Origin of the sequence: Halanaeroarchaeum sp. HSR-CO, assembly GCF_024972755.1 — an archaeon.
Taxonomy (GTDB): Archaea; Halobacteriota; Halobacteria; order Halobacteriales; family Halobacteriaceae; genus Halanaeroarchaeum.
In genome coordinates this window covers 2,226,328-2,241,945 of the sequence record NZ_CP087724.1, presented here as the reverse complement: position 1 = coordinate 2,241,945, position 15,618 = coordinate 2,226,328, and the positions used below count along the sequence as shown (strand labels likewise).

The 15,618-nt window shown below is 65.5% G+C and carries 14 protein-coding genes; 3 read left to right on the top strand and 11 right to left on the bottom strand.

The features are described from left to right. Positions 1-147: 147 nt before the first annotated feature. The gene (locus tag HSRCO_RS11695; RefSeq protein WP_259517821.1) at positions 148-1,323 is read left to right on the top strand and encodes an inorganic phosphate transporter; all 1,176 of its coding nucleotides are present in this window, start codon (positions 148-150) and stop codon (positions 1,321-1,323) included. Here the strand turns inward: HSRCO_RS11695 and HSRCO_RS11690 are convergent, their stop codons facing one another. The 10 genes from HSRCO_RS11690 to HSRCO_RS11645 form a co-directional block, all read right to left on the bottom strand. After that, positions 1,324-1,743, bottom strand: coding sequence for a universal stress protein (locus HSRCO_RS11690; RefSeq protein ID WP_259517820.1), 420 nt, complete (start codon positions 1,741-1,743; stop codon positions 1,324-1,326). Positions 1,744-1,827: 84 nt separating this feature from the next. Continuing rightward, on the bottom strand, positions 1,828-2,850 hold the full coding sequence (locus HSRCO_RS11685; RefSeq protein ID WP_259517819.1) for a BtrH N-terminal domain-containing protein: 1,023 nt from the start codon (positions 2,848-2,850) through the stop codon (positions 1,828-1,830). Between the two features lie 104 nt (positions 2,851-2,954). After that, the gene (locus HSRCO_RS11680; protein ID WP_259517818.1) at positions 2,955-4,172 is read right to left on the bottom strand and encodes a CBS domain-containing protein; all 1,218 of its coding nucleotides are present in this window, start codon (positions 4,170-4,172) and stop codon (positions 2,955-2,957) included. A 127-nt stretch (positions 4,173-4,299) separates the two neighbouring features. Next, entirely contained in the window at positions 4,300-4,647 is a 348-nt protein-coding gene (locus HSRCO_RS11675; protein ID WP_259517817.1) for a hypothetical protein, read from the bottom strand. Between the two features lie 2 nt (positions 4,648-4,649). After that, positions 4,650-5,219 carry a molecular chaperone gene (locus tag HSRCO_RS11670; protein WP_259517816.1) on the bottom strand — a complete coding sequence of 190 codons (570 nt, stop codon included), beginning with the start codon at positions 5,217-5,219 and terminating at the stop codon, positions 4,650-4,652. Positions 5,220-5,224: 5 nt separating this feature from the next. After that, positions 5,225-6,526: an NrfD/PsrC family molybdoenzyme membrane anchor subunit gene (nrfD, locus tag HSRCO_RS11665; protein ID WP_259517815.1), complete on the bottom strand. Its 1,302-nt coding sequence runs from the start codon at positions 6,524-6,526 to the stop codon at positions 5,225-5,227. After that, positions 6,526-7,284, bottom strand: coding sequence for a sulfate reduction electron transfer complex DsrMKJOP subunit DsrO (gene dsrO, locus HSRCO_RS11660; protein WP_259517814.1), 759 nt, complete (start codon positions 7,282-7,284; stop codon positions 6,526-6,528). The genes nrfD and dsrO overlap by 1 nt, the downstream gene beginning before the upstream one ends. After that, on the bottom strand, positions 7,281-9,746 hold the full coding sequence (locus tag HSRCO_RS11655; protein ID WP_259517813.1) for a molybdopterin-dependent oxidoreductase: 2,466 nt from the start codon (positions 9,744-9,746) through the stop codon (positions 7,281-7,283). Before HSRCO_RS11655 ends, dsrO begins: the two co-directional genes overlap by 4 nt. A gap of 202 nt (positions 9,747-9,948) precedes the next feature. Continuing rightward, positions 9,949-10,587, bottom strand: a complete 639-nt coding sequence (locus tag HSRCO_RS11650; RefSeq protein WP_259517812.1) for a helix-turn-helix domain-containing protein — start codon at positions 10,585-10,587, stop codon at positions 9,949-9,951. Between the two features lie 114 nt (positions 10,588-10,701). After that, positions 10,702-11,868 carry a bifunctional oligoribonuclease/PAP phosphatase NrnA gene (locus tag HSRCO_RS11645; protein WP_259517811.1) on the bottom strand — a complete coding sequence of 389 codons (1,167 nt, stop codon included), beginning with the start codon at positions 11,866-11,868 and terminating at the stop codon, positions 10,702-10,704. 88 nt (positions 11,869-11,956) lie between these two features. Here HSRCO_RS11645 and HSRCO_RS11640 point away from each other — a divergent pair, with 88 nt between their 5' ends. Continuing rightward, complete coding sequence (locus HSRCO_RS11640) at positions 11,957-12,100, top strand: hypothetical protein (RefSeq protein WP_259517810.1); 144 nt, start codon at positions 11,957-11,959, stop codon at positions 12,098-12,100. Positions 12,101-12,167: 67 nt separating this feature from the next. After that, entirely contained in the window at positions 12,168-13,136 is a 969-nt protein-coding gene (locus HSRCO_RS11635) for a beta-ribofuranosylaminobenzene 5'-phosphate synthase family protein (RefSeq protein ID WP_259517809.1), read from the top strand. A gap of 151 nt (positions 13,137-13,287) precedes the next feature. On the opposite strand, the gene HSRCO_RS11630 is transcribed toward HSRCO_RS11635, so the two are convergent. Further along, positions 13,288-15,516, bottom strand: a complete 2,229-nt coding sequence (locus HSRCO_RS11630; RefSeq protein WP_259517808.1) for a CDC48 family AAA ATPase — start codon at positions 15,514-15,516, stop codon at positions 13,288-13,290. Between the last annotated feature and the right edge of the window lie 102 nt (positions 15,517-15,618).

Below are 15,618 nucleotides of genomic sequence, written 5' to 3'. Positions count from 1 at the left end.
GTAGTCCGTACATGGTCTGCCATCTGGCCTCCAGACGGGAATAGGCATCCATTGACGCCCGGCCGGGGCGTGGCTCGTGGTGGCAGATCGCGTTTGCGGCGCCGGTCGGACGGTCCGTTTAAGGAACTTCGAGATAGTGCTCACTGTATGGCCGAACTGCTCTTCCTGCTCGGAACTATCGTCGCGCTGTTCGTCGGCTTCAACATCGGGGGTGCGACGACCGGTCCCGCGTTCGGTCCTGCGGTCGGATCGAACGCCATCTCGAAGACCGGCGCCGCGGCGCTGATGTCGATATTCTTCATGATCGGCGGCTGGACCATCGGCCGCAGGGTGGTCGAAACCCTGGGTGTGGAACTCGTCACCGACCCCGGTGTGTTCACGATCGAATCGAGTATCGTCGTGCTCTTTTTCATCGGCGGCGCCCTCTTCGTCGGCAACTATTACGGCGTTCCCGCCTCCACGTCGATGACCGCAGTCGGGGCCATCGCCGGCCTCGGAATCGCGACCGGGGAACTCAACTGGGAAGTGATGGGTGAGATAGCGGTCTGGTGGATCGTCGCCCCGATCGTCGGCTTCTGGGTCTCCGGGATGATCGGCCGGTACTTCTACCCGCGGATCAATCGCTGGGTGGCCATCGATACGACGCCCGGCGCGCTCTTCGAATTCGATCGGTCGGGCCACGTTCCGCGGCTCCGTGCCGGCCCGAACACGACGCGACGGGAGATGGTGGGTGGGGTCACGGTCATCGCCATCGGGTCGCTGATGGCATTCTCCTCAGGCACCTCCAACATCGCCAACGCCATCGCCCCGCTGGTCGGTGCCGGCGCGGATCTGAACACCATGATCCTCCTCGGCGGTGCCGCCGTCGCGGTCGGGGCATTCACCATCGCCCGGCGGACGCTGGACACGCTCGGCAACGACATCACCGACCTGCCGCTCACCGCGGCCATCGTCGTGGCGATCGTCTCTTCGGTCATCGTCGTCGGCCTCTCCGCCATCGGCATCCCGGCCTCGTTCGTCATCATCGCGACCACGTCCATCATCGGCCTCGGCTGGGGTCGCGCGACGCGGACGACGACCCTCCCCGAGGTCGTTCGCGGCGAGAAGACGCCGAACGTCTCGGTCGGCGCGCTCACGGCAGAGGAACCCGGACAGGAGGTCCCCGACATCGGGGCCGAGGACCCGCGGGATATCCCCTCCGCGGCGGACCTCTTCGACCCCGCGACGACCGGGCGGGTCATCGTGATGCAGAACGTCGTGCCGATCCTCTCGACGTTCGGGGCCTACGCGACGTTCACGCTGCTGTTCTCGTTCTGGTGGTGATCACCTGACGACGGTCACGGGCACCGGACACCGTCTGAAGACGGTCTCGGTGACGTTTCCGACGAAGAGTCGTTCGACGACCGAACTCCCGTGGCTGCCGATGACGACCGTATCGAAATCCTCCGCGATATCGACGATCTGGCGCGCCGGGTGCCCCGTCGCCACGCGCGTCTGTATTTCGACGTCGTACTCGGCGGCGATGTCCCGTGCCGTCTCCAGTAGCTTCTCTGCTGCTTCGTCGCCGCCCCGTTCGGCATCGTCTTCGAGGGCCACTCGGGTCGCCTCGCCCATCATCGGCGAGGGACCGCCGACGACGTGGAGGACCGTGATCTCCGCATCTGGAAGCGTCTCGAGGGCGTAGCGTAACGCCCGTTCGGCGAGTTTCGAGTCGTCCATCGGGACCAGGACGCGGAGTGACATGAATGGGGATTGGTGTGATTGCACAATAAAGGCACGCGACGGCTCGATGCCGCTGGAACACGCCGACACGGTAGGCGACCCCAATCAGGCTTGCTGGTCCTCGACCTGCCCGAGTTCGGCCGCGAGTTCCTCGAAGATCGCCTCCTCGCGGTCCGCGATGCCCCCCACGACGCTTGCCGCCTCTTCGAAGGTGGCCGCCCGCTGGCCGTCCTCGTCGAGGATGTCGTCGAGGCGGTCTGCCACGGTTCCCCACTCACGAGCGACCCGTTCCATCCGCTCGGAGAGGTCGATCGGTACCCCGGTCCGTCGACCGAGTTCCGCGAGCGACTCGGCGAAGAGGGCCCGGAACGCGGTCCCGTCTCCGTGCTCGTCGATGGCTCGTTTCGCGGCCCTGACGGGTGGCTCGGGGTCCTCGAGACCCGACCACAACCCGAGCGAGTCGGCGAAATCGCGCAGGGCCGCCAGCCCCTCTTCGCCCGGTCCACGGGCGTTCCGTTTGACGTGGAGCGGATCGAGCATGTACGTCGCTGCCTGTCGAAGGCCCGCGGCAGCAGCGTCGGTCCCTTCCTCGGTCTTCGCCGATCGCGTCACGACCAGGTACTCGTTCTCCATCGAGAGGTATCGGTCGTGCGACCAGGCTGTGGCGAGCGTCTCGCGGGATAGCTCCTGGCGGTCGTCGACGGCGGCGTCGGAGACGAACACCATCTCGTCCTCGTAGCCGACGACCACGGCCACGTGGGGTGGGACGTGGGCAGCATCTGCGGACAGGTACGGCAGCGATTCGGGGTCGAGGAAGACGAGGACGGGGTCGTCGTCCTCGACCCGCGCGGCGACGTTCTCCCAGGCCATGGCGAAGTCGTCGCCCGACCGGTACAGGTGGGGGATGCCAGTCCGTTCGAAGAACGCCCGTTCGAGCCAGACCGGACTGGCTCTGATCGGTCCCCAGTCGGTCCCGGGGTCCGCGTACTGGACGAACGCCGGCCCGCCGCCGATGCCGAAACTCGTCGCCTCGGTGTACTGCCAGCCGTAGTGTCTCGTGACGTTTCGAATCGCTGTCGCTCCACAGTGGACGCCTGGCTGGTGGTCGTAGCCGTCGATGAGCTCCATACTAGATAGTCGGATGACACGTCCTTAACTCTCACCCGTGCAGCCGCGCGAGCAACCCATCGAAATCCGTCGGTCGGTGCGCCCGTCCCGGCCGACGACCTGGCTTACTCCTCTAGCATCCAGCCGAAGCGCTTCTCCCAGTACTCTTCGGTCGGCGGCTTCTTCGATTTCCCCTTGGTCTTGTGGTCACGGATCCGCCGTTCGAGGACGTCACGGGCCTGCTTGATGGCGTGGCTCGCGCCGTATCCCTCGCCGGAGGCCATGAACAGCCCGCGGTCGGTGTGGAGTCGAATCCTGGCGAGGAGTAGCGGCCGACCCCTGAGCGTCTCGTCGTGCTCGTGGAGATGGATCTTCGCGTCCAGGATGGCCATGTCGTGGTCTTTGTCGTCGAAGTTCTCGATCATCGCGACGACTGCGTCGTAGCTCATGTCGTCCAGGAGGTCGGAGCCGTAGAGCTGGACGCTCCGGTTGCCGCCGGCCTCCCACGTGAGCGAATCGAGGACGTCCGTCTTGGTGACGATGCCGTCGGGACTCCCGTCTTGCATCACGACCAGCGACGAGCCGCCCATCTCGAACATCGCCTCCACGGCCGCCTGCAACGTCTCGTCCGGTTCGATGGTCCGGACCGGTGCGGCCATCAGATCGCGTACCGGCAGGTCGAGCATCCGTTCGAGTTCGCCCTCGCGCGAGCCGAACCCGCCCCGACGTGAGCGGCCGGCACTGTCCGAGATGTCGCCGCCGAACGTGTCGGTCCCGCCACCATCGCCGCCCTGACTCCGCCTCGCGGACCGGACGGTGAGGTCGGTCACGTCGTAGAGACTCACGATGCCCAGCGCCGAGCCGTCCTCGACCACGGGCAAATGGGCGATGTGCTGGCTCCGGAAGACGTTGAGTGCCTCGCCGAAGGTGGTCTCCGGGTCGACCGAGACGAGGTCGCGGCTGTAGGCCTCCCGTACCGTCGCCGCGTCCAGGAACTCCTGGACGGCCTCGAGGATGTCGTCTGCGGTGACGACGCCAACGAGTTCTCGGCCCTCGAAGACGGGGAGAACCTGTGAGTCGCCGTCGATCATCAACTGGGCGACCTTCCGGACGTCCTCGTCGGGCGACAGTCTGGGGACGTGCCACACCAGCGATCCGAGTTTCTGATCGGGTTGGTGATGCGAGGTGGCGAGCTGTCGTCGCGTGATGACGCCCTCGAAGAGGTCGTCGCGGACGATGACACCTTTCACGCCGGGGTCCTCGAAGGCCCCGACGAGCTTCGAGACCGGTGTGTCGGGTGAAAATTCCACGTAGTCCGTCGAGACGATGTCGGTGATATCCATGGGTGTTGAATTCCAGTCTGGCGGTCGTCGGATCGATACGGTCGGCTGTACGTACCTATCTATTGGATTTCGAACAGCAAATAACCGCCGGACAGATGGACGGTTCGAGAACAGCCGAGAGGCCCGTTCACTGCCGGTTGGCTACCACCGACGTCTGCGTCGGCGACCCCCGGGATAACGGCGGATACCACAGGGTCGCTTGCACCGTGCTTGCGAGTTCTCGGAGCGTCTCCATGTTCTCCGAGTGCGCTCGCCCCTCGACGAACCCGGCCCAGTCCTCCAGCGACTCGAAACCGAACACGAATCGCGTCTCTGGCCCGAGTCCGGTGTCGTTGTGTTGCTCCTCGAACGAGACGACCCGCCGGTCGATCCCCCAGCGACAGGTGGCCATCGGCAGCCACCGCTCGAAGCTGTCCCGTCGCTGGCCCGGGATGGCGAACTCCACGTCGTACTCGTACAGGTCGTTGGTCGGCATGATCACTCTCGGGGAGCGTCGGTGACCGCCCGCGTGGCGGCCACGAGCTCCTGGTAGAACGGCGAACTCGTCGCCGTATCGACGCGGTCGAGGAACGGTTCGAGCCACTGGCGCGGGTGTTCGTCGAGGAACTGTTCGACGGTCGCCGCGTCAGCGGTCTGATGGAGGTGGCCGACGAATTCGAGTTCCGTCGCGACGTGATCCGGCAGTTCGCTGTGCTCGTCGTCGAGGACCACCCCGAATTCGCGGTACCACTGCTCGACGGCTTCCGTCGAGGCCCCCATCACCGGTCCCAGCTCTTGGCCCGCTTCGGCGTCGCGGTAGACGCTCTCGTAGGGCGGGCACGGATGCTCGCCCGGCCCCACGAACAGGCGGGTGTACTCGCGTTCGAGCGCGGCGCGGTCGACCGGGGGCGCGCGTTCGAACACCGTCCCGAAGTCACCGTCGTTGACTGCGGTCACGAGATCGTCGGTGGGCGCCCGCCAGCACGCCGCGAGGGCGAGGTACCCCGATTCGGCGTCGGGGCCGTCGCCCGGGGAGACGGCGTCGTCAGTCACGGCGTCGCCGTGCATTCCGCTCACTCCTCGCCACCGCCATCGGCGCGAACGTCGGTCGGCCGGTGCTGGATCGGCAGGAGCGCGAGACCAACCGTCAGGATCAACGCGCCGATAGCGATGATGCCCAGGGAGATGGCGACCTCGATGAGCGTCGGCGTATAGACGCCGGTCTGTGCCCAGATGGTCGATCCGAGGCCGCCGTATTCGCCGACGGAGACGCCGGGCGCCATCGAGAGGTTCACGCTCTCGTAGCCGACGAAGATGAGCCGAACGCCCTCGAAGATGACGCCGAAGACCGCGAGCGCCCCCGCGGTGAAGACGGCCCAGGCCGTCTCGCGCAGGGACGGAATCGCCAGCAACGCGATGGGAATCGCGCCGCCCACGATCGTCCAGAGCCAGAAGAACGAGGTCTCGCCGACAAGGAAGCCGCTCGTGATGGCCCAGAACTCGAAGTTCGCCGCCCAGGCGTGCGGGAGGCGTTCGGCGGCCACGAGGTAGACCACGTGGACCGCGAGGAAGACGCCGAGGAACTTGCCGAGTCGAGTCCGGAGTTCCGCCTCGAACTCGAAGTTGGTGAGCCGGTCAGCAGCGATGGCTGCGACCAACAGCAGTCCGAGCCCGGAGACCAGCGCCTTCGCGATGAACGTCGGCGCGACGAGCGGGCTGAACCAGTCGCCACGACCGACCTGGGTCGCGAAGATCCAGCCGGTCACCGAGTGGAGCATGACCGCCAGCGGGAGCGCGATGGCCGCACTCCAGAACGCCAGACGGCGGTCGCGGTCGCGTCCCGCGGCCGTGTCGTCGGTGCCAAGCGCCAGCGCCGACCCGCGCGCTGCGAGATCACGACGGGTGAGCAGCCACAGGTACCAGACGTTGAACAGCCCGTAGAGCACGACGATGGCGAAGTCCCACACCATCGGCGACCGCAGATCCGGCGAGGTGATGAACTGGTAGATCCGGCCCGGACGACCGATGTCCGGGAGGATGAGCAGGCCCGCGACGACGATCGCCGCCAGGCTCAACAGCACGCCAAAGCGCGCCAGACTCTCGTACTCGTCGGAGTGGAAGAACTTCGGCGCACTCGAGATGATCAAACCGCCGGCCGAGAGGCCGACGAACAGCACGAACAGCATGATGTACAGCCCCCACGAGAACACGTTGCGCATGCCCGTGGCCGCCAGACCCAGCTGTAACTGCTGATACCAGGCGAACAGGCCGCCCAGGATCAGCAGGCCGAGGAACCCGAGCCAGACCTTCCCGAGCGTTCCGAAGCCGTCGACGGCGACGATGGAGTCGTGCTCACCGGCAGTGTCGACGGCCATCAGTCGTCACCTCCGACGGCCGATTCGGGAACGTGTGGGGTCGGTGGAAGGCCCGCCTCCTCACGTTCGTCCGCGTTCAGTTCGGACTCCATCTTGTCCGCGATCTGTGGCCGCCCCGGGCTCATGCCGCCCTGGATGTAGTAGGTCTTCGGCTCCGTCTCCTTGTCTTCCAGGAGGCGGGTGGTGTTGTACTCCCTGACGTACTTCGAGACCGTACTGTTCGGGTCGTCGAGGTCGCCGAAGATACGCGCGTCCGACGGACAGTTGACGACACACGCCGGGTCGAGCCCCTCGTCGACGCGGTGTGAGCAGAACGTACACTTCTCCGCGACGCCGCGAGGTCGATCGGGAACGTCGCCAGTGCCCTCAGCGGGGGTGTGCTCGGCCTCGCTCCAGTTGAATACGCGGGCGTTGTACGGACAGGCCGCCATGCAGTACCGACAGCCGATACACTTGTCGTAGTCGATCTCGACGATGCCGTCCTCGCGGGTGTAGGTGGCGTTGACCGGACAGACCTTCACACACGGGGCGTTGTCACAGTGCTGACACGCCGTTGGCTGATACCCCATCGAGAGGGTGCCGTCCTCGCCGTGCTCGGGGTAGCCCCCGGCCGGTTTGTCGAGGCTGTCGCCCCCTTCAGTGAGTACGCGGTTCCAGAACTGACCGTGGCTCACGTTGTTCTCCATCTTGCAGGAGACCGCACAGGCCTGACAGCCGATGCAGCGTTCCTGGTCGATCACCAGTCCGTATCTCGTCATTGCCGGTCACCCGCTTGCGGGACACCGGTCTGATCGTCAGTGTACATGCTCGTATCGATGTCGTCGGGGGCCGATTCGACCTCGACGCGGACGTCGTAGAAGGCGAAATTCCCGGTGACGGGACTCACGTCGGTGTGGGTGAGGTCGTTGTGGTGACCGCGGACGAAATCGGTGTTGTACCAGCCCTGGTCGGTGTTGACCAGTCCGGGTTGGATCGCGTCGTTCACCTTGGCCTTGACGACCATCTCGCCGCGGTCGTTGTGGACGCGGACGTATTCGCCGTCCTCGATGCCCCGGGCCGTCGCGTCTTTCGGGTTGATATCGAGTTGCGGTTCGGGGTTGATCTCCCGGAGGACTGGCTGATACTCGAATTGGGAGTGGATGCGCCACTTGGAGTGTTTCTGCATGAAGGTTAGTGGATACTCGTCTGCACCCTCCCAGTCTTCGGCCGTCCGACTCTCCACGGGACGGGGAACCTCGAGGGAGATGCCCTTCTCGCTCGGCGCGTCCTCGTCGTAGATCTCGAGCCGGCCGGAGTCCGTGTTGAACTCGCCGGTGTACTTCACCACGGGTGTCGGTTTCTCGACCGTTCCCTGAGCCTTGAGCGTCTCGTAGTCGACGTGCTCGTCGGCCTCGAGCATCGATTCGAGTTCTTCGCTTTTCGTCTCGTGGAAGTACTCGCCGTATCCGAGCTTCTTCGCCAGTCGGCTGTTGATCCAGAAGTCCGACCGCGCCTCCCAGAGCGGGTCGTGGGCCTTCGCCCGGTACATGACGTGTGGATGCGTGCTCGGCGACGTCGCGCCCACCTTCTCGAACCAGTGGGCCGCGGGGAGGATGAGGTCGGCGTGCTGGACCGTCGGCGTGTGGTGCATGTCGGCGACCGCGATGAGATCGAGGTTCTTGGCGGCCTCGAGCCATCGCTGTCTGTCGGGTAACTGGTTCCCGATGAAGTTCGACTCCTGGGCGAACATGACCTTGATCTGGAACGGATCGCCCGATTCCATCCCGGTGAGAATCTTCGTCTGGCGGATGAACTCGTAGCCGGGACTGCCCTCCGGTGCGGTGTAATCGCCGAAGTCCGCGGCGGCGCCGTTGAAATACCCGCCCTGGAACGAACCGCTGCGACCGTAGTCCCCGGTCAACGCGACGAGTACCGCATACGCCTGACCGAAGATGTGTCCGTACTTGTACCGGTCCACGCCGAGGCCAGGAACGACCCCGCCGGGCCCGCGTGTCGCGAGCCATTCGGCAGCTTTGCGGATGTTTCCGGCCTGGACGCCGACTGTCTCTTCGATGTCCTCCGGAACGTAGTTCGCCGCCTCCGCTTCGAGTGCGTCGAGTGCGACCCGTCCGGTCGTATCGCCGACCGAGAATTCGCCGGTGAGTGCATACGCCCCTTCGGTCTCGGGCTCTAAGACCTCGACACTCTCGGTCTCCGTGTTGTACGCGACTGCCTTGTCCGCGTCACTGCCCGGCACCACGTCGGCGGCTTTCAACAGCGTATCGTCGGGCCCGACGAGTGCGGGTCCGAGCGTGCGCTTACGGAGGAACTCCGCGTCGTAGAGGTCGTTCTCGAAGATGTGGTGGATCATCCCGAGCGCCAGGTGGACGTCCTTCCCCGGCTCGACGGGTAACCACAGGTCGGCTTTCGCGGCCGTCCCGGTGTACACCGGGTCGACGACGACCAGTTTGCCGCCGTTTTCGATGGCATCCAGCATCTTCGAGGAGTCCTGCTGGAGTCGACTCGCGAAGATGTCACCGCCCCACGCGATGAGCGTGTTCGCGTTCTTCAGGTCCGAGGCCTGGTTGGTCGGGACGTTGAACCAGCCGGCGCCGCCGACCCGGCGGAAGCCCTGTCCGACGTTGATGTCGATGGACCAGTCCATCCGGGTCCCACCGAACAGCGAGGCCAGACGGGCCTGATGATCGCTGGCGGTCCCGTAGTCGCCGGACCCAGACTCGAAGTAGACGCTCTCGGAGCCGTACTCCTCGGCAGCCGCCTCCATCTGCTCGGCCATGTGGGTGAGCGCCTCGTCCCAGCTGATCCGTTCGAATTCGGCGGCCTCACCCCGTCCCTCGACATTGGGGTCGTCGGGCGACCAGTCCGTGCGCTTCATCGGGTACTTGAGCCGCGTCGGGTTGTAGATGCGCTGGACGTGGGAGAGACCGAGCGTACACCCGCGTTTGTACTCCCGGTTTTCCGGGATACCCGGCTCCGTCTTCTTCACGCGGCCGTCCCTGACGTGGACTTCGATCGGACAGCGACCCCGACAGTTCGGGGCACAGGAGTTCGGGAGTACCTCGTCTTCGCCGACGTAGTTCTCTACCGTTGCCCGCTGCTCCTCGGTGAGTTCGTCGAGGGTGGCGAGACTGCCGCCCCCGAGTCCGAGACCCGCAGCCGCTGCGCCCGTCGAACGCAGGACGGACCGACGAGTCACGCCTTCCTCGTCGCTACCGGACATCGCGGTCCACCTCCTTCGACGCGGTGCGGACGCGGTTCGTTCCGTGTCTTCTGACGATTTGATGTGCCTTCATTACGGTTCCAGGAATTTTTAGCGGGGTCCCGCGCCTGCGGTCGATGCCTGATAATCAGGTTCTTTAAGTGGAGGGGGATACTGAAACCGATAGCGAACACACACGGTGGGCGAAACGAGCGCCGACCGACTACTGGAACAGGTCTTTGGTTATCTTCGATTCGGCCACTCCGAGGCGCTCCGAGCAGGTCTGTTTGGTCAGGCCGAATACCTCGGCGATGTCCGTGAGCGAGACCTTCCGATCGCGGTCGTAGTAGCCCGCTTCGACCGCATACTTCAACATCTCGCGTTCTTTCTCCGTGAGTCGACTCGTATCGAAGACCCGGAACGCGGGGATATCTTCGCCATCGTCGACGGTCGTGAGTTTCCGGATGCGGACGGTCCGACCGGTCTCGCGGATGTCCGAGACGAGTTCGCGGAGCGTCTCGCGGTCGGGGACGTAGGTCTCGGAGATGGTGACGCTGTCCGCTACCCTGATGTCGAGTACGCGTTGGAACGAACCGTGCTTCCAGAACGCCGGACAGGAGCAGTTATCGACCGGTTGGTTGAATCTGATCTTGGTACAGTCTTCACCGTCCGGGCAATCGCTGAGTTCGACCTCGATGAAACACGTCCCGTCGTGGTGGTCCACGGTGATCTGCTGGGGGTCCTCGCTCAGATTGGTGAACAGCGGGCAGGAGGTGTCCTCGGGAATCCCGAGTTCGAACTCGACGCGAAGCCGGAGCCGTTCGGCCGTCGATTCGATCTTCGGCGATGATGGAGTAGGCATGGTACGTGTCTCGATCGAGCCACTCTCAGCACTCTCTCGAATCGATGTAGGCACAGTAGGTGGATAAGCCCGAGCGGGCTTCCCAGCTTCCGGGAATCCTCACGTCTTTACGATTTAGACCTCGCCGGCCATCGCGGTGAACAGTCGGTCGTGGAGTTCGTCCATCGAGACGCCATCGGACGGCCCGATACCCTCCATGTGGTCGATGGAGGCCTGTCCGCCGCCCATCCTGGCGTGGCCCCCACCGCTCGCCATCGGGATGTCGCCGAGGACGTGCTCCAGGATGCGACCCATGTGGACGCGGTCGTCGCGTGACCGACCCGAGAGGAATAGCGTCCCGTCTTTTCGGCCCGAGACGACGACGGCCGTGACGCCCTCGAGGTGGAGTAGTTCGTCCGCCGCCTGCGGGATGGCGTCGACGTTCGAGAGGTCCCCGACGTGGCTCATGGCGAAGGGGTTTTTCACTTCTCGACCGGTGATCGCCCGTGCTTTGACATCGAGGGTCTCGGCGTCCACCTGCGGGTTCGCGATCCGATCGAGCAGGTCCGAATCGATGCCCGGAGAGAGATAGGCACTCGCCTCGAACTCGGCCGGCGAGGCGCCGTTCGTCAGATGACTGGTATCGGCGAGGATCCCGTAGAGGAGCCCCGAAGCGATCTCGGGGGGAATGGGCTCGCCGTCCGTCGGATCACCGGGTTCGAACCCGAGTGAATCCAGGTACTCCGCGAGGATGGTCGACGCGGCGCCGTACTCGGGCCGGACGTCCGTGAACCGCGTGCCGTCGCCCGACCCTGGATGGTGGTCGATGACCGCAACCGGCCGGATCCGTTCGGCGCCATCGAACCCCCGCGGTTCGTTGTGATCGACGAGGACCACCCTGTCGGACGCGATGTCCTCGGCGCTCTCGATTCGTTCGAGGTCGAGGTCGAGGACGGTCCTGAACGAGCGGTTCTCCTGATGGCGGATCTCGCCGGGATACTGAATGAATGCCTCGGTGTCCACCCGGTCGGCGAGGTGGGCGACGCCGATTGCGGCGCCCATCGCGTCCGGGTCGGGATTCGGGTGCATGAGGACGGTGACCTCCTCGGCTGATTCGAGGACCTGGGTCAGGCCCCTGGCGGTCGGTCTCCGGTACCACCGGAAGAGTAGCCAGCCGGCGACGAGGAGAGCGACGATGCCGATAGCCGCGGCTACGGCCACCGTTGGATCCGTCCGGGCGAAGGCGAGAAACTGATCGATGGCTCGGTCGACCCCCAACTGCCCCACCAGACGCCCTGGCATATCGGGACAGTTGGTGGATGGGGGTTGTATAACTAGCCCCTCGTGGCAGATGGCGAAGAATAAATCCCTGGGCGCTCCCAGTATCCGTATGAACCCGCGTCACTCGGAAGCCTTCCTCGCCGTCGTCCTGGGACTGGTCTTCGGCTTCGTCTTCCTCGGGCCGGGTGGACTAATCGCGGGGACGGTGCTCGGTGGGCTCGTCGGCTACTGGCGTATTCGGACCGCACCGTGATCGGCGAACTCCGGGGAACGTCGGCCGATGGCGAAAGGGTCAATCGCCTCCCGGTCGCAGTCGCCGTATGGACGTCCAGGTCTCGACGAGCGCGCGCCTCCACTTCGGCTTTGTCAATCTCTCGCTCTCGAACGAGCGACTGTACGGGAGCGTCGGCGTCGCCCTCGAGGAACCCCGGACGGTCGTCCACGCCTCGCGAGCGGACACTCCCACGGTCGACGAACCTGGCCTCCACTCGCTGGTCGAAGCGGTGTGTTCGGTACTGGACGTCCCTGGGGCCCGCGTCCGCATCGAGACGGAGTATCCCCAGCACGTCGGTCTGGGAAGCGGTACCCAGCGGGCACTCGCCGTGCTGGCCGCCGTCGCCCGTGCCTACGACGACGAGCCACGGATCCGGACCCGCGCCCCGATGCTGGGCCGTGGCGGCCGGAGCGGCGTCGGGGTGGCGACCTTCGAGTCCGGCGGGTTCGTCCTGGACGATGGACACCCGACCGGTCAGTTCACTACCGAGCCACCGGTGACCGGCGACTGGACCGTCCCGCGGGTCGCGGCTCGTCACGACATTCCCGCGGACTGGCGCTTTCTGATCGTCGTCCCGGCCGGGAGTCGGGGCCCTCACGGTCAGGACGAGGATCGGAGTATGCGCGCGACGGTCGAACGCGCGGACCCGACCCTCAGCGATCGCATCGCGGGCCTCGTCGTCCGCCGTATCCTCCCGGCGGTCACGGCCGGCGACGTTTCGGCGTTCGGTGACGGGGTCGCAGAATTGGGTCGGTTGAACGGCCGGTGGTACGCCGAAGAGCAGGGTGGCGTCTACCGACCGCCGGTCGGCGACCTTGTCACGCATCTCTCCCGGGAACCGGCCATCGAGGGCGCGGGGCAGTCGTCGTGGGGGCCGGCCGTCTACGGCATCACCGATGCGGCGAACGCGGCCGCCGCCAGACGGGCCGGGAAGACGGCGTTAGCGGCCGCCGGACTCGACGGTGACGTGGTAGTCACTGGCGGGCGTAACGTCGGTGCGTCGGTGGAGTGGTGACCGGAACGCCCTCGGTGGCGGGTCGTCGGTCCACGTATCTCCTCCCCATCCCTCCCGTGACGAACTTTCCCGAGGGCGATGATGTGTCTATCGTGAACAATAATGAAGGTTTCTATCTTTCGGCGACGTGCCCCCAAACGCGGTCTCCCGCCTACTGGAACCCGATGTGGCCTTCGCGGCGGCGGTCACCGGCAGCAGGCGTGGACCCGCCGGTCAGATCTTCTTCGACCCGCTCGTAGTACTCGAGGAGGTCCTCGGTGATCGTCGGGCGGACCGAATCGAGGGCGGCACGGAAGTGTCGCATCTCGACCGCGTCCGCCTCGTCGTCGTCGCGAAGGGCCTCGATGGCCGCTTCGCGGGCGATGTTCGCGAGGTCCGAGCCGACGTAGCCGTCGGTCCGCTCTGCCAGTTCGCGCAGCGAGACGTCGGGGGCGAGCGGCGTGTCCTGGGTGTGGATCCGCAGGATCTCCTCGCGACCTTCGACACCTGGTTGGCCGATCATCACCAGGCGATCGAAGCGGCCCGAGCGGATCAGGGCCGGATCGATGATGTCCGGGCGGTTCGTCGCGCCGATGACGACGACGTCCTCCATGTCTTCGAGCCCGTCCAGTTCGGTCAGTAACTGGTTGACGACCCGTTCGGAGACGTTGTTGCCCGTGTCCTGGCCGCGGCCTGGCGCCAGACTGTCGAGTTCGTCGAAGAACACGACCGTCGGGCTGACCTGCCGGGCCTTCCTGAAGGTCTGTCGGATCGCCTTCTCGGACTCGCCGACCCACTTCGAGAGGAGTTGTGGGCCGCGCACGCTGATGAAGTTCGCGTTCGTCTCGTTGGCCACGGCCTTCGCCATCAGCGTCTTGCCGGTCCCCGGCGGGCCATAGAGGAGGACCCCGGACGGCGGGTTGATCCCCAGGCGGGTGAACTTCTCCCGGGACGTCAGCGGCCACTCGACGCTCTCTTTGACCTTCGACTTCGCATCCGCCAGCCCCCCGACGTCGTCCCAGGAGACCTTTGGGAGTTCGACGAGGACCTCGCGCATGGCGCTGGGTTCGACCTCGTTGAGCGCGCCCTGGAAGTCGTTGCGTTTGACGATCATCCGGTCGATGAGACTCGGCGGGATGTCCTCCTCGTCGAGGTCGATCTCCGGGAGGTAGCGGCGGAGCGCGCGCATCGCGGCCTCCTTCGTGAGCGACTCGATGTCCGCCCCGACGAAGCCGTGGGTGTCGTCCGCCAGTTTCGAGAGGTTGATGTCGTCGCTGAGGGGCATCCCGCGCGTGTGGATCTTGAGTATCTCCTCGCGACCCACCTCGTCGGGGACGCCGATCTCGATCTCGCGGTCGAATCGTCCGGGCCGGCGCAGCGCCGGATCCACGGCGTCCACGCGGTTGGTCGCGGCGATGACGATGACCTGGCCTCGTCCCTCGAGACCGTCCATCATCGTGAGCAACTGGGCGACGACCCGCCGTTCGACCTCGCCGGTCACGTCCTCGCGCTTCGGCGCGATGGAGTCCAGTTCGTCGATGAAGATGATCGCCGGCGCCTCGTCTTTGGCGTCCTCGAATATCTCCCGGAGTTGCTGTTCGGACTCGCCGTAGTACTTCGAGATGATTTCGGGGCCGGCGATGGAGAAGAAACTCGCCGACGTCTCGTTGGCCACCGCCTTCGCGAGGAGGGTCTTGCCGGTCCCCGGCGGGCCGTGCAGGAGGACTCCCTGTGGCGGCTCGATGCCGAGTTTCTGGAAGATCTGCGGGTGCTTCATCGGGAGTTCGACCATCTCCCGGACCCGCTGGATCTCGTTTTGCAGGCCGCCGATATCCTCGTAGGTGATGCCACCGCCGGTGCGCTCGAACCCCGAGATCGGTTCTTCTCGCAACTCGACTTCCGTGTCTTCGGTCACGAGGACGACTCCTTCCGGCTCCGTCTCGACGGCGATGAGCGGTATCGCCTGGCCCGGTGACCGCATGAACGGGTGGTTCGTACTCGACATCACCGGGACGATGTCGCGAGCGACGACCGGTCGCTTGAGGATCTGGCGTTTCACCATGCCGGCCGCATCGGAGCCGAACTGCACGCTCGCCTCCTCCGGCGGGGCGAGCACCAGCGTCTCGGCCTTCTCGGCTTCAGCTTTCCGTATCTTCACCCGTTCGCCGATGCCGACGTCGGCGTTCTGCCGGGTGAAGCCGTCGATACGGACTGTATCGGTGTTCCAGTCCTGTCTATCCGCACGCCATACCTTCGCCGCGGTCATCTCCGCGCCCTCGATTTCGATGATATCGCCGGGGCTCAGTTTGAGGTGCAACAGCGTGTCGGGGTCGAGGCGGGCGATTCCGCGACCCGAGTCGTTCGGGTACGCCTTCGCCACTTCCAGTTGGACTTCGTTCATGGCACTCGTGCGGGATACTGTGGTTTCTGTCGGGCCGACGGAAGAACGTTGCGCCGACCGTCGGTCCGACCTTGTAAACTACTACCATTCCAAGGCTCATAG